8 protein-coding genes and 5 pseudogenes are annotated in these 15,714 nt (G+C 44.9%); 7 read left to right on the top strand and 6 right to left on the bottom strand.

The genetic code is table 11. From position 1 onward, the window contains the following. Positions 1-219: 219 nt before the first annotated feature. From KW548_17500 to KW548_17485, 4 genes and pseudogenes are all read right to left on the bottom strand, one after another. The gene (locus KW548_17500; protein QXX08911.1) at positions 220-927 is read right to left on the bottom strand and encodes a response regulator; all 708 of its coding nucleotides are present in this window, start codon (positions 925-927) and stop codon (positions 220-222) included. Next, positions 920-4,230: pseudogene (locus tag KW548_17495) on the bottom strand (response regulator). Before KW548_17495 ends, KW548_17500 begins: the two are co-directional and overlap by 8 nt. A gap of 166 nt (positions 4,231-4,396) precedes the next feature. Beyond that, positions 4,397-5,288 (bottom strand): annotated as a pseudogene (locus KW548_17490) (cation diffusion facilitator family transporter). Between the two features lie 229 nt (positions 5,289-5,517). Then, positions 5,518-6,395 (bottom strand): annotated as a pseudogene (locus tag KW548_17485) (LysR family transcriptional regulator). Positions 6,396-6,545: 150 nt separating this feature from the next. Here KW548_17485 and KW548_17480 point away from each other — a divergent pair. Beyond that, a complete protein-coding gene (locus KW548_17480) occupies positions 6,546-7,124 on the top strand; it encodes a methyltransferase (GenBank protein ID QXX09448.1) in 579 nt (192 codons plus the stop codon). 53 nt (positions 7,125-7,177) lie between these two features. Here the strand turns inward: KW548_17480 and KW548_17475 are convergent, their stop codons facing one another. After that, complete coding sequence (locus KW548_17475) at positions 7,178-9,178, bottom strand: acetoacetate--CoA ligase (protein QXX08910.1); 2,001 nt, start codon at positions 9,176-9,178, stop codon at positions 7,178-7,180. 225 nt (positions 9,179-9,403) lie between these two features. On the opposite strand from KW548_17475, the gene phhA reads away from it, so the two are divergent. Beyond that, entirely contained in the window at positions 9,404-10,195 is a 792-nt protein-coding gene (gene phhA, locus KW548_17470; GenBank protein ID QXX08909.1) for a phenylalanine 4-monooxygenase, read from the top strand. Beyond that, positions 10,188-10,520: a 4a-hydroxytetrahydrobiopterin dehydratase gene (locus KW548_17465; GenBank protein ID QXX08908.1), complete on the top strand. Its 333-nt coding sequence runs from the start codon at positions 10,188-10,190 to the stop codon at positions 10,518-10,520. Before phhA ends, KW548_17465 begins: the two co-directional genes overlap by 8 nt. Before the next feature lie 236 nt (positions 10,521-10,756). On the opposite strand, the gene KW548_17460 is transcribed toward KW548_17465, so the two are convergent. Further along, positions 10,757-11,311 carry a hypothetical protein gene (locus tag KW548_17460; GenBank protein ID QXX08907.1) on the bottom strand — a complete coding sequence of 185 codons (555 nt, stop codon included), beginning with the start codon at positions 11,309-11,311 and terminating at the stop codon, positions 10,757-10,759. Between the two features lie 56 nt (positions 11,312-11,367). Between KW548_17460 and KW548_17455 the strand changes: the two are divergent. From KW548_17455 to secF, 4 genes and pseudogenes are all read left to right on the top strand, one after another. Next, a pseudogene (locus KW548_17455) lies at positions 11,368-12,038 on the top strand (hypothetical protein). A gap of 133 nt (positions 12,039-12,171) precedes the next feature. Beyond that, complete coding sequence (locus tag KW548_17450) at positions 12,172-12,648, top strand: hypothetical protein (protein QXX08906.1); 477 nt, start codon at positions 12,172-12,174, stop codon at positions 12,646-12,648. A 234-nt stretch (positions 12,649-12,882) separates the two neighbouring features. Then, positions 12,883-14,721: a protein translocase subunit SecD gene (secD, locus tag KW548_17445; protein ID QXX08905.1), complete on the top strand. Its 1,839-nt coding sequence runs from the start codon at positions 12,883-12,885 to the stop codon at positions 14,719-14,721. Positions 14,722-14,723: 2 nt separating this feature from the next. Beyond that, positions 14,724-15,625 (top strand): annotated as a pseudogene (gene secF, locus KW548_17440) (protein translocase subunit SecF). Positions 15,626-15,714 lie beyond the last annotated feature (89 nt).

Below are 15,714 nucleotides of genomic sequence, written 5' to 3'. Positions count from 1 at the left end.
TGCAACGAGGTTACGTTGACAATCGTGCTGCTTAACTTAAGCATAGCAAATATCGAACCAACTCTTGGTTTTGGCGGAGTGCTCAATAATTGTTTTTAATAATCAATACTATACCTTGTTGGATTTTCGAGTTGTCTTGGTTGCGGCGTTGTCATTTTTTTCTCAAAATTGGGAACATTTGTCCGTTCTCATTTTGATTCTCAATTGTAGAAATCCAGATTAAACCGCTATTTGCGTCTTGTCTTCTCGTACAACAATGCTATTTGTATCAATGATCTTACTCAGCTCAAATAAGCGCAAAATGAGCTTTTTGTTGAGTTTGGTGCCTGCGCGGAGTAGGCAGCCTCCAGAGACCGCGTTGATATCGTAGACCAGTGTCATGCCTTCTTTGATCTCCGAAAGTTGCGATAGTTCACGCACGCAACTATTGATCGAGCGAATACGTGTTGTCGTCTGCTGCGTATTATCCTGAGGTGCCAAATTGATACGGGTATCGACATCCTGATAGAAGTGCTGTTGGTACAAACGTTTTGGCTCAGTGATCGCGCTCTGGATTTTTTCTTTTGCCGATTTGATGCTAATGGGCTTCACAAGAAAAGCATCCACTTCCAATGTCATACAAGCCGAAATCGTCGCTGTATCTGAAAGTGTCGTCACGGCGATGATCCGTGTGTCACAGGCGACGTGGGCTTGATTGGTTCTAATCGCTTTGATCAGCTCGAGTCCATTGAGATTAGGCATGTTGATGTCAGTGATGATCAAATCAATCTTATTTTCAGCACACTTGGTCATGGCTTCCTTGCCATCTTTGGCACATAGCAAATTTTCGTAGCCTCCTCTCACTAGCATTCCGACCAGTGCTTGGCGAGAAAACTTGTGATCTTCAACGACGAGTACCGTAAAGTCGGTCGGGTCATAGTTACTCATAAATCACTTCCGTATCTTCGATAATTGAATGTTCAATCAGGTAACTCTCTATGCAGCTCAGCTCGGTTTTAGCCATTTGCAACGTACTAGATAGCTCCCGCCAGTTTTGTCGATGTGCTGTATTCTGTAGAATCTCAAATTTATCTGCGAGTTTATTGGCCCCGGCAGAGCGAGCGGCTCCTTTTGCGGCATGGGCAATTTGTTGAAGTTCTGCATGACTCTGTTTGACTAATGCGTGCTCAATGTTGCCAATGTCTTCGTTGACAGATTCCCAATATCCAGCAAGTAAAGGAGCTACAATAGACCATTCTCTTGTGCCCAAAATTTGTTCTAGAGTCGACATGCAGATCGGTTCTTGTCGAGGGTTGACGCTCGGTACTTCAACGTCGTTGGGCTCTAACATTGCTTCTGTTGCTGCCTTTTCTTCTGTGGGAATAGGGGAGAGCTGCATCCACTTTTCAATCGATTGATCAAGAGTTTTGAGTTCGACTGGCTTGGTTAAATAATCATCCATCCCTGAAGCGAAACACTGTTCAGAGGCTTCAACCATTGCATTGGCGGTAATGGCGACGATCGGCGTATGTCCCATATTTGGCGACTGCCGTTCTATGCTTCGGATTTGACTTGCCAGTTCATACCCATCCATTACTGGCATGTGACAATCGGTTAAAATCAAATCAAATCGACCATGTTTCCATTTATGAAGCGCTTCTTGTCCATGGACGGCCAATTCACATTGATAACCCAAGTGATGCAACTGCCGCTGAATGACGTCACGGTTGGTGGGTTGATCATCGACCACGAGGATGAGTCCATTTTTGTTTTGACGAATGTGTTGTTCAGATTCGTTTACGATAGACTTGATGTTTTTTTCATCACTAATCAGTTCTCTCATGACGCCTATCGCTGTGGTTAGTTCACTTGGCTTGAGAGGGTTACAAGGCATCACGTAGTAGTTGGGTTTTGCGAGGCCAGGCTTAACACTCGGGTCGCGAGAGAGAAAAATAAATTTTTGCTCTTCAAGCAGTGCTGACCCAAGCAGCGAGAGCGGTTTTTCCTCATAATAGTGATACAAGTCAGGGCCAACAATAATCAAGTCAATGGTTGCACCGGCTTTGTTGGCGTAATTCAGTACTGCAATCGCCCTTTGCATATTGGCGACACAGTTGGTTTTACAGCGGAAGTTAGCAAGGTTGATGTCGCAGAAAGTGGCAATGTTTTGGTCATTGGTGACAAACAGAATCCTAGAGCCGTTCACGTAGTTTGGTGTCGGATCTTGAGGGGCTTCTTCCACCTCAATAAAAGGAAGTTCAATCGAGAAGCGGCTACCCACACCAAATCGACTGTCAACTTGAATATCTCCCCCATCATTTCGAGAAGTGAGCGAGTAATCGAGAGACCTAAACCTGTCCCGCCATAGAGTCTTGTGGTACTGGTATCAGCTTGGCTGAAGGCTTTGAAAAGCTTATCAATTTGTTCTTGCGTCATGCCAATGCCATTGTCTTCAATCATGATCTCGACATAAGGTGCGATGTCGTGTTGGTTCAGTGTGGCAGAGACCCATATTTTACCTTTCATCTCATCGGTGCTGTCCGTAAATTTGACGGCGTTGCCAACGAGGTTAAGGAGCACTTGGCTTAGCCTGACACTGTCACTCATTATCACTTTAGGTAGACTGGCATCGTAAGTTAAATAGAGTTCAATACCTTTATTGGTGGCTTGCAGGCAGAGCACATCCAAGGTTCTTTCTATTAGCTTTTGCAGTTCGACAGGGACACTTTCCAGCGACATTTGGCCTGCTTCAATTTTTGAGAAGTCTAAGATGTCGTTTAGGATATGCAGTAGGGTTAACGCCGAGTCTTTGATGGTGGTGACCATGCTTCTCTGCTCACCATTGAGCTCTGATTCACTAAGCAGGCTTAACATGCCGACGACACCATTCATTGGTGTGCGTATCTCATGACTCATATTGGCCAAGAACATGGATTTGGCTTCACTGGCCGCTAAGGCGATCTCACTTTCATGCCTCAAGTTCGCCTGCGCGGTCTTTTCTTTGGTTACGTCAATGTTGACACCGCCCATGCCAATAGGCGTTGTGCCGTCTTGGTCAAAGAGAACGTCTGCTGCCGCTTTTATCCAGCGTATGCGCTGATCTGGCAGTTGTATCCTGAATTCAGCGTTGAACTGAGTGAGGTTTTCTCGCGCTTTGTTAAGGGATTCCTCAGCAGTAAATATATCCTCGTCCAACACTCTTTCTTGCCACATGGCGTAGTTATTGTCGCAGTTGTTTGGGTCGACACCATAAATCTGATACATACGCTCATCCCAAGAGAGCTCGTTGGTTTTGAAATCCCAACTCCAGATACCGATCCCACCGGCTTGAGTCGCTAGGTTCAGGCTTCTTACCACCTGTTCCAGTTCGCTTTGGCTTCTTCTTAACTCATTCTGAGCGATTCGCTCTTTGCTGATGTCGCGCAAGGTCAAGACAATGTAATTTTTTGCCTTCATTGTGAGGTATTTAACATAGCCAAGCATGCTTAACACATCGTTGGTCCGGCTGACTTTAATCACGTCGTCCAGTGCGACTTCTTGATACATTTCGACGCTTGAGAGTTTTTCCTTAATCTTGCTCTCGGTAAACTCGTATAGGAGTGATGTCAGCTTCAACCCAAGTAAGTCAGCTTTGCTGTGCTCAAAAAGTGTCCGTGCCGAGTCATTCACGTCGAGTACTTTCAGCTCATCATCGAGAAGCAGCATATTGTCGACCGCTTGCTCAAACATTACCCCCATTTGCAATTCTTGCTCATTGATCCGCTGATTCTGGTTAGAGACTAACTGTTGGAGCTTTTGGTTCGACGCCTTTAGCTCCTGGCGAACCTGCCTCATTTGGTTAATGTCGGCCTGGGTGAGAATCAGGTAGTGGTTTCCTCCTCCATGTTTCTTCATCGGTTCTAAGTTGACGCGTAGCCAGCCTTTTTGTGCTTCTTGATGTATACAAAGTTCACTGGTGTGAGAAGTGGCCTCATGAACGGCACTATGGAGTTCAGCAATATGATCATCATTAAGATAGTGTGAGTAGAATTCAATGATGTTACGGCCGATCACTTGATTTGAAAGAAGGCCGTAGTACTTAAGAAAGGCCGGATTAGCATAAAAAATCGCATTTGACCCAGATTGACCATCGAAGATCACCATACCGTCAGACAGTAAGTCTAAGACGCTGGTTTTGATGCTGTCGTCTTGATGAAGCTCGGTTTTCCTTGACTGTTTGTCAGAAAGTAGTGATGCAAATGGATTTTTCATAGGCGCCAACCTTGATGTCTTTCGTGCTACTGCCTCTCCATTATTGTCTGGAGATGTTTATTATGAAATCACATACATAATAATAGAACTAACTGGCGCTTTTTGTAGGGTTATAAATAAAAACGCCCTGTTGGGAAGGCGTTTTCATTGGTAAACAATAGTTTGCTTAACTGGCAATGTTCAGGTTAAGCCTTAGGTCGAGTGGAAGTTTAGCCAGTTTGCTCTTCAAAATACGTCGAGTCCGTTCGAGATCAGCCACCGCCACCTGTTTTTCCATGGAGTGGACATCTAGATTAACTCTCAGCTCTCGGCCTACCTTAGTGACAGCGGCTAACCTAATTTTCTGTTTCACTTGTTTATCTAACGCTGTGACCTCTTTATCAACGACATCGCATATCTCATCGCTCGGTGGCATCATTAGTAACTCTCTAATGGCTTCTTTAAGCATATCGAAAGGGACTTTTATAAAGTAAAACGACATTAGAATCATCATCATAGGATCGGCGTAGACAGAGTATTCGGCCAGAGGTGATAAGGCGACACCCCATGCCACAATAAAGCCGAGTGTGACTGCAACGCTGAGTAGTGTGTCCATCTGCCATTGTTTGGCTTCCGCTTCAATCAAGCCAGAAGAGTGACGTTTTGATTTGCGAGCGATGTGCCACCACGCGTAGCCGCAGCCTAGTACATTGACCACACCAAATAAAGTGGCGATTGAAGCATCCACTTCACGCCCACCGTTGAAGACAGCAATAAGGGCAGAGTAGAGTGAGTAACTGACTACCGCGAGAATAACACTGCCCTTGACGGCAATAACAACCGGCTCAAGCACGGCTTTGCCGAATGGAAAGTGGCTTATTGAAGGGCTTTGAATGTATTTGGAAGCTGCGAGCGACAATAAAGTTAGCAGCAGACTGACTGATGAATAAACGCCATCAAAGACAATAACCAGTGAACCAACAAGCACCCCGAGTACCAATCCCCCCTGCAAAGCCTGAAGCTAATAGGGCTGAGAAGATCAGTATCCGTTTTTCATTTGAGCTTGTCCTGTCACACATAGAGTATTCTCTTCGCAATAGATATCTTTATTCTTTGCGTACTCAGCCTATTTGACAAACTCGATCTGTACTTAAAATAACCAAAGATAGTGGCGTTACACACTTTGTCTTTAGAATTCAGGGTGTTAAATTTGATTTTTAGTGTCATAAAAACTGACACTGACTGTCGTATTGTTAAGATAAGCGCAGCGAAACGCCGCCGTTGTCACAGAGAACAAAGGCGGAACTATCAAAAATCAAACAAATATTCGTTTAATTTATCCGCCAACCATGACATGCCGGGGTGCTCTGCCATGCCTGCTGCGGTAAACATACAGTAGTCTTCTTGCGTTAAACCATAGGTATGCTTAATGACAGCCAGTTCTTGTTTACGCAAATGATGACGGATAAGAGGTTCTGGCAATACCCCCAAGCATCTTCGGTGAGAATGGTGCTGAGCATGTAGTCAAAACTAGAGAAACCAATATGGCGCAATGAGAAAGGCTGCAATTCTGGATTGTCTTTTTCGTTGAGGTAAACCATGACTGCTTGCATTGCATTACGCAGTTCGTTGTCTGAAACACGTCGAAGCTGGCTGAGGCGATGATCGGCTTTGCATACCGACATCAGTCGGATCTTGCCCAACGGGTGGTAACTTATATGAGGATCATCAATACGTTCGTAATCGACACCAAAAGCAAAGTCGACTTGTTGAGTGGCCACTAGGTTTGCCAGATCACCACTGGATGCAAGGACAATATTAAACGAGGTTGCAGGAAATTTATTGTTGAGCTGGTGGGAAAGGCCTTGCCACATATCATCTGGCAACGAATCATCGCGTGCGATCCAGACTTCAGCGTTGAACTCACCGGACACTTGAGCACAGGTCTGACGAATTCGCGAAACGGTAACCAACATATTCTGGCAGTCTTTATAGATGGCTTTGCCTGCTTCTGACAGAGAAACATGGTTGCCCGTGCGGACAAAAAGCTCAATGTTTAGGTCCTTTTCCAGTGCTTTTATCGACATGCTTAACTTTGTTCGGTTGCATTCGAGTTGTCTAGCAGCTTCGGACACTGACCCAGTGTCAGCAATAGTACAGAAGGCTTCAATCTGCGATAGGTTCATCTGGGCAATTCGCGTATTTGGTGCTTATATAGGCTAATGTTATAAGAATACATTACGCTTGTCTGTTTTATGACGCCAAAAGCTATGAATTTCATGCAGTTTTGATACTCTTGTTTAACGCCAAATGAATGAGGTAATAGGGAGATCATGATGGCTACTATTTGGGATGATTATGCAGCAGAGTGGGAAAACGAGCCTTTAGCAGTATTGTATGCACAGAAAGCGTTTGACTCTCTTCAGGAAATTGTCGATGTCCAAGGGAAACGAATTCTTGATTTTGGTTGTGGTACCGGACTACTGAGCCAAAAACTGTCTCCTCTCGCCAAAGATATCGTAGCGTTAGATAGTTCAGAGGCGATGATTGAGCAGCTAGATAAGAAAGAACTTGATAATGTAGAGCCAGTCGTTGACCTCCTCACAAGAGGGCTAGTGGCCATGCACCCGGCGTTCCGAAGTCAGTTCGACTTAGTGGTTGCGTCGTCAGTCTGTAGCTTTCTGCCCAACTATTCTGACGTCGTTGATATCGTCTACAGCCTGCTCAATAAAGGCAACTATTTTGTTCATTGGGACTGGTTATCGGAGAAAGATGAAGAAGGTGGAATGACCCCCACTCATGTATTGCAAGTGCTAAGTAGTGTCGGTTTTGATGAGGTCGAAGTAACAACACCATTCAGTTTCGATACCCCGAAAGGAAAATTGACAGTATTGATGGCCATCGCTAAGAAGTAACCTTGATTTCTCAGATCGTAAAAGCCCGAACTTAATGGTTCGGGCTTTTTGCTTTAGGAAACGGCTTGAGTGGCATACTGAGCGATTTCGTCAAGAACCTGAGGGTTGGCTATAGCGCCTTTGTTTTGCACTGTTTTGCCATGCAATACTTGTTTCACCGCTAACTCAACGAGCTTACCAGATTTTGTTTTTGGTACCTCGCTGATGGGGTAAATTTCTGCGGGAACATGACGCGGAGAGCACTGAGTTTTCAGCTGTTGCTTGATGGTTGCCATTAATTCTTCACTGAGTGTTACATCGCGCGCGAGTTGGACAAACAGTACCACTTTTTCATCGCCATTGAGCAGCCGACCAACGGCAATAGAATCTTCAACCTCAGAGAGTTGATTTACTTGTTGATAAATCTCTGCAGTTCCGATTCTTACACCTCCAGGGTTGAGTGTTGCATCACTCCTTCCGTAAAAAATGACACCGCTAGTGCTCGTCATCTCGACATCATCTCCATGATGCCAAGTGTTCTCATATTTCCCCCAATAGGCATTGTGATAGCGTTCACCATTGTCATGCCAAAAGCCGACAGGTTGATTGGGGAAGCTATTGAGGCACACAAGCTCACCACGCTGATCCACCACCGGTTGGCCTTTTTCGTTGAATACACGAACATCTAGCCCTAGTCCTGGTGCCTGACACTCCCCACGATAGACAGGAGAGATAGGGTTCCCTATCACAAAGCATCCACAGATGTCTGTTCCACCAGAAATAGAAGCAAGATGAATATCGGCTTTGATTCGGCTGTAGACGTAGTCAAATTGTTGCGGGTACAACACGGAACCCGTTGAACAGAGCGTTTTTAAGCTATCAAGGCGATAGTAATGACTTGGGTTGAACTCTGCTTTTTGCAGTGCTTCCAAGTATTTGGCCGACGTACCAAACAAGCTGACGTCTGCCTCTTCAGCCAACTCCCATAACACGCTTGGCATCGGATACATTGGGCTACCATCAAAAATGACTAAGGTTGCTCCGCTAGCGAGTGCTGAGACATGCCAGTTCCACATCATCCAGCCACAGGTAGTATAATAAAATACCCGATCACGAGGTTGGACATCACAGTGAAGCTGATGCTCCTTTAAGTGATTAAGTATGGTACCACCCACCGAATGCACAATGCATTTTGGCTTGCCTGTTGTTCCTGAAGAGTAGAGAACGAACAGAGGATCATTGAATCCGACCCGCTGATATCTCAGCCCGCGAGGGATGTAACTGGCGAGAATGGATTCCCAGTCTGAACATTGTTCATTGCCGAACGAACTCTCTTGTCCAATTTGTAAATAATCAATGTGACAGACGTTTTGGATGCTAGATATAGCGCTAACAATCTGGTTGTTTTTTTCATCCATTTTGAACGTTTTGCCGTTGAAACTGTAGCCATTGCAGCAAAACAAAATCTTAGGCTGTACTTGACCAAAACGTTCTTTGACGCTTTCTACGCCAAAGTCTGGTGAGGTGGATGTCCATATCGCACCTAGGCTGGTTGTAGCCAGCATAGCGACGACGGTTTCAGGCATGTGGGGAAGATAACCTGCAACGACATCACCTTTTTCAACTCCGTTTTGTTTTAACCACTGTTGTAGGATGGAGACTTGGTCACACAGTTGTTGCCAAGTCAACTTGCGGCTTTGTCCTCTCTCGTTTTTAAACCAGATAGCCACACCTTCAGGATCCTGAAAGGCATAAGAGAGCAGATTTTCAGCATAGTTTAACTGCGATTGAGGAAACCATATAGTGTCACGGCTCGGTGAAAATTTGCCCCAACGTGCAATGCCCTCACCATGAATGCAGTCACCTTTGTAACCAATCACATCGCAAAATTGCCATATCGAAAGCCAAAAATGCTTTTTGTTATCAACAGACCACTGGTGCAGGTCGTGGTAGTTTCCGATGGCTTCGCCCTGCATGTTGATATGCTGGATAAACTTATTCAAATTGGATGCGGAGGTTCTTTCTCCGCTAGGTTCCCATAGGGGGACCAGCTCAACTGACTCTTGAGTGGACATCACTTCCTCGTCTTAGACATTTTCCCTAACTATGGCTAAGTTTTGTTGCAAAAACAGTCAATGTCAAACAATCAGCCAAGAAACATATTGCTGAAAAATAAGCAAAAAAAAGTAAAATGTAAAATTTATGTTACATCCATTTGGGCGGGAAGTACCCTGGTGAATTGTCACCGATTTCATGAGGCGATAGGCTTAAATGTAAAGGAGTTGTTAAAAGGAAAGGTGATGACTCAGTACGTATCTAAACCTATTAATAAACAAGGATTTGTCGACTGGAGTCGCGAGGAAGATCAGATTTGGCACGATTTGGTTTCCCGTCAGTTGGACTTAGTGAATCAACGTGCTTGTAAGGAATATTTACGCGGTTTGGAACTGCTTGATTTACCGATCGACCGGGTTCCGCAGTTGCCTGAAATTAATCAGGTTTTAAAAAAGGAAACAGGATGGCAAGTTGAGCCTGTTCCCGCATTGATAAATTTCGACCGTTTCTTTGCTCTGTTGGCGGATAAAAAATTTCCAGTCGCGACTTTTCTACGCTCTCGTGAAGAGTTTGATTATTTGCAGGAACCAGACTTCTTCCATGAGATTTTTGGTCATTGTGCAATGCTAACTAATCCTGAGTTTGCTGAGTTTACTCATATTTATGGCCAACTTGGTAAAGAGGCTACGAGTAAGGAAAGGGTTTACCTCGCTAGACTGTACTGGTTTACCGTCGAGTTTGGCTTGGTGAAAGAAGAGCAAGAGTGCAAAATTTATGGAGGCGGAATTTTATCTTCTCCAGGAGAGACACTCTATGCTTTGGATGATGAACGTCCGTTGCGAGAAGGCTTTGATATCCATACGGTGCTGAGAACACCATATCGTATCGATATTATGCAGCCAGCGTACTTTCTTCTCGAAGACATCAAACAGTTGTACGACCTGAGTAAAAAGGACTTGATGTCATATGTACATCAGGCGATGAAAGCGGGTCTGCTACCGCCGTTATTTGAACCTAAGGAAATCACACATGCTTAATGAATTACGATGTGAAGCGTGCAGCAGTGACGCGATTGCATTGACTAAAGAAGAACAAAGATTATTGCTTACTGAGCTCAATGAGTGGCAGTTGATAGAACGTGACGGAATTCCCCAACTTGAAAAAGCGTATAAGTTTAAGAACTTTAAGTTGGCATGGGCTTTTGCAGACCAAATTGCACAACTGGCGGAGGATGAGTTTCACCATCCTTCAATCCTTTTGGAGTGGGGTAAAGTGACGGTCACTTGGTGGAGCCACTCTATCAAAGGTCTTCATCGAAATGATTTCATCTGCGCCGCAAAGTGCGACCAACTGAGCAATTGATTCCAAGAGGCCTGAAGCAATCCCTTCCTCTTTCTTGCTTCAGGCTATTTTTTCATGCGTTGTCCCTATCCCCTGTTGTTAACGCTAACCTATTCCATTGTTGCTAATTGCAAGTGCGCAATACTGATAAAATCGCTGCTTTTTTGTGCTAGCTCAGTGACTCCAGCTTGTTCAAGGTATGGTGCAAGAAGCGATGATAGCGTTACCTCTAGCTGCTTGTTATGGGCAAAGTCTAGTTATGGTTTGAGGGCTTCTATAGCCTGAATTTCTTGCTGATAGATGCCAATCATAACATTGAGTTTACTGACAAGGCGCTCGGTCTCTTGTTTTAAAGCGAGATTCGTATTGATGTAATACTCGCTGGAAGAGCTGTTTATATTGAGAGCCACTTGGGTACAGTGCGTGGATAGATTTTTCCAGTTATTGTTTGCTCTATCGATAATCGAAGACTGTTGGCGAATTTCATCGATCTCTTTGTTAAGGTTTGCTACGACCCTAGTTGCAGATTGCGATTGGTTAAGGATCTTCCTCTGGTATAGATCGCTTTGTGAGTTCCACAACGCTGACATCTCTGCTGTACTAAATTCTTGATACAGGAATTCTTGTTGTTTATGAAAAGCTAGAAAATCATTGAATTTACTGGCCTTTTCGTTGTACCAAGACTCCGCTTGCTTTTGAAATTTGAGGGCTTGATTCCACGAATCTTCGCGACAATGCTCACTGACAGCTTTAATTGGTAAAGTGAGCAGCATAAATGCCGTTACAGTGATATATAGCCCGCGCCATTTCATATTAGCTATATTGTTGATGAAAGATGGTTTAAGTATAGATAAGACATTAACTCAATATGAAAAAGATACTTATGGTCGTTCTGCTGCTGCTTGGCATTGCGTGTGCAGGTGGTGGTTACTACATCTTCTACCTTAAGCCACAGCAAGACGCTGCTGCCGCTGCTGCGCTGCTGGAAGAAAATAAACCACCACCGCCTGCGCCGATAAAAGAAGCGACGCCACCACCACCGAAACCCGAAGTAACAGACTTTTACGTTAGTCCACCTAAACTCGGAATTAGAGAATTTCCGAGTTATGAAGCATTTGTTGAAAGCGTGGCTTACCGAGGAGACAAGCTGCATATTCTTGAAAAAAAAAAGACGGGTGGGGGCGAATTTCTCCTTACTATGTTTATGAAGAGGGTGGGGAAGAGGTGGCTGAATGGGTGCCAATGGAAGCGCTACTAGAGGTTGCACCAACGATCACCAAAGAGGAACGAGTTGAGACTGTCAGCAGTTACATAGAAAAGTCTGACGATTTCAAACAACATTTTGAGATGTTTGTTAAAAAGACCGATCAACTGCTCAAAGAAAAAACGTGTGAGCCGGAAGACTTTGAGGAAACTAGTGGTTGGGTGCGCTCTTTGACGTTTGAAAAGAGAGAGGTTTACTTCGTATACTGCGGGGGACTCAAGCAGGCAAACAAGATCTATCTGGATGCGCAAACCGGAGAAATATTTTACCGCTAGCAGTGCTAACTCAGGTGTTTTACTGATTTTCGCACTGCGATTAAATATGCAATATTAGGTTTTAGAACATTTTAGTTGTTTATAAATAGACTTGGACTTACCATCCAGATGTCTTCTAGTATTGGTGTCGTGAATGGCTCAACGTTTGATAAAATTTTTCTGGCTTACTTTGCTTACGATGGTATTACCAACGCAAGCAATGGCGTATTTTACGCAAGCTGAAAATGAAGCTAGCGCGCGTTTAGCTCGTCCTACGACGGATGCGGTACCTCAATCCCAAGCGGATTATCAGACTCTGTTCGAAGAGTCTCAACAAGAAGAAACATCGCAAAATCCGGTATCACAATCTGAAATTGACACCGATGTGTTGGCCATTGTTCATTTCAATCGCTGGAGCTTATCTGCTCTTCATTCAGAGGAGGGAGAAGCGCCAGGAACCAGTGATGGTCATTATTCCAGTCAGGCATCTCTGCCACTCAATAGCCTTTATACCTACTCACTGTTTGACAATGGCAGCTGGGTCGAAAACTCGTTTACGTCAAATCATCGCATCTCAGGTTGGAAAGAATCCAACGCGCTGTATGTGGCCCTGAACGCTCAATTCATCTAACGCCTTCTATCCAATCTGTAATACAGGTGTAGTTAGTTTTATCAGCTAGCTTGAAGCCCCTTGGCACCTTAATTATCACCTCTGCTGTGTTGTCATCCTACGCATTAGTACAGAGTCGTTACCTTTTTACAGATCTAATCCATTGTATTACGACTGACCAAATCCAAGAGTCAGATAACTTTGTACCTATTTCAGTTAAGACTTTGAATGGGTACTGCATGTAAAGATAAAAATATGAAGAAAAATACGCCAAAAACAAAACATGCGAGAGTGATGAACCGCTACTCGGCTTGGAAATACGCGGTACTGATCGTGACGGTGATTGTACTGGCGCTCAGTGCGATCCCTACGTGGTATGGCGAGCAGCCCTCGATACAGGTGACAACGTCACAAAGGGGTGGTGTCATCGACAACCCAGTCGAACTGAACCGCTACTTGGAACAACGAAACATTCATGCTAAAGAGATTACTCAGCAAGAGAACTCAACCACATTGGTTTTCGATAACGAAACCGATCAAACCCATGCTCGTGAAGCATTGAATGGCTTACTAGGCAAACAAGACGCGATAACTTTCTCCTACGTATCTGTAGCCCCTAAATGGTTAAGTGATATGGGTTTCAGTCCAATTAAGTTGGGTTTGGATCTACGTGGTGGGGTGCAGTTCTTACTGAATGTTGATGTAGATAAAGCATTCGAAGAGCAGCGCAATACCATCGTTGATGAAATGCGTGACATGCTGCGTCAAGAGCACATTAGAGGCGTTAAGTTTGCTCAAGTCGGCGTGGATGGGTTCGACCTAAAAAGTAATTCAGGTGACGCGTTAACTAAGTCGGCGAACTATATTCGTCAGAACTATCCGGGTTGGGACATTAAACGCCATTCAGGCTACCTAGCGGTCAAGCCAACGGTACAAAACAAGTCTGACTTCCAAACCGTTACTATCAAGCAAAACCTGAAAATCATGCGTGATCGTATTGAAGAGCTTGGGATCACCGAAGCTTTGGTACAGCGTCAGGGTGAGCACAGTATCCGTATAGAATTACCAGGTGTGCAAGACCCTTCTCAGGCGAAGAACGTCATTGGCGCCACAGCGACATTAGCTTTCCATGAAGCGAAATCGCCATCACAAGGCATTTCCTATGGCGATATTGTGCTCAAGGACAATGATGGCCGTGATGTTGTGCTGTCAAAACGTCCTGTGTTAACGGGTGAACACATCGTTAATGCTCGCGCAGGCGTGGACAACATGGGCTTCTCGGAAGTGAATATTTCACTGGATCACTCGGGTGGTAAAACCATGAGTGACTTCTCCGGTAAGCATATTGGTAAGCCAATGGCGACCGTATACCGTGAGTACACCACCAATGCTAATGGTGACACAGAACGTAGCGAGAAGGTCATCAGTGTCGCAACCATCCAATCTCAGTTGGGTAGTCAATTCCGAATCACAGGGGCAGGCTCTCTGGATGAAGCACAGAACTTAGCATTGCTTCTTCGTGCAGGTTCATTAACGGCGCCAGTTACGATAGTTGAAGAGCGCACCATTGGTGCATCACTTGGTGCAGAAAACATTGAAAATGGTTTTGCAGCGTTAGCTTTGGGTATGGCGATGACGCTGACCTTTATGGCGCTATGGTACCGACGTTTGGGCTGGGTGGTGAATGTGGCACTTGTCGTCAATATGGTCAGCCTATTGGGTTTGATTGCTTTATTGCCGGGCGCGGTTTTAACCCTACCGGGTATCGCTGGTTTGGTATTAACCGTGGGTATGGCGGTGGATACTAACGTTCTTATTTTCGAGCGGATTAAAGATAAATTAGCGGAGGGGCGAACCTTTGCTCAATCCATCGATTTAGGCTTTGGGAGTGCACTGAGTACTATTCTTGATGCCAATATCACTACCATGATCACTGCGGTCGTTCTGTACTCCATCGGTAATGGTCCAATTCAAGGTTTTGCTTTAACCCTAGGGCTAGGATTGTTAACCAGTATGTTCAGTGGAGTGTTTGCCTCTCGTGCAATTATCAATTTGGTTTGGGGACGCGATAGCCGTCGTGATGTAAGGGTTTAATTATGGTTGAATATCTAAAACAAAATATCCGTCGTATCCGTTACATTACTAGCTTTGTTTCGGTTGCATTAATGGTCATTTCTCTAGGTATCTTTGCTTTCAAAGGCCTAAATATGGGGTTGGACTTTACCGGCGGGATGGTGACCGAAGTTCAGGTCGATAAGAATCTGAACAACAACGATTTACTTGAAGTACTTCAGCCGGCACTGGGTGAGTTCACTGCGGTAACCCATTCGGATCAGGATGGTCGCTGGATCATACGCTATCCAGTTCCAGAAGAGGAGGCGGCGATGCCAGACATTACATCTGTACTGTCTGCCATCTCTCATCAGGTTGATGTCGTCAGCAACAGTATGGTGGGTTCGCAAGTCGGACAAGACTTGGTAGACCAAGGTGGTCTGGCTCTGCTGATATCGATGATGTGTATTCTGGGTTATTTGTGTTTCCGCTTTGAATGGAGATTGGCAAGCGGTTCATTGCTTGCGCTGATTCATGATGTAGTGCTGGTACTAGGCTTTTTGCTGCGACACAAATGGAATTCAATTTGACCGTGTTTGCCGCGATTCTGGCGATACTGGGTTATTCTCTCAATGATTCTATTATTATTGCAGACCGAATTCGTGAGTTACTGGTGGCGAAACAGTCTACGCCAACGGACGACATTAACGATCAAGCCGTTATCGCGACGTTTTCTCGAACCATGGTGACTTCCGGCACAACCTTGCTTACCGTGTCTGCTTTGTGGATTATGGGTGGCAATGCACTTGAAGGGTTTGCGATCGCAATGTTTATTGGCATATTGTCGGGAACTTGGTCCTCTATCTCCATCGGTACCGTGCTGCCGGAATGGCTTAAACTAGAGCCAAAACATTACCTGCCGGTCGAGATTGACTCAGCCCCATAACCGCAAACTTATATGCCCTATAACCAAGTTATAGGGCATTTTGGTTTGCTCACTAATCAAACTTAGGTAGGGTATGAACACGGGTTAAC

The sequence above is a fragment of the Vibrio neptunius genome, from assembly GCA_019339365.1.
Classification (GTDB): Bacteria; Pseudomonadota; Gammaproteobacteria; order Enterobacterales; family Vibrionaceae; genus Vibrio; species Vibrio neptunius.
This window is presented reverse-complemented; position numbering and strand designations above follow the sequence as displayed.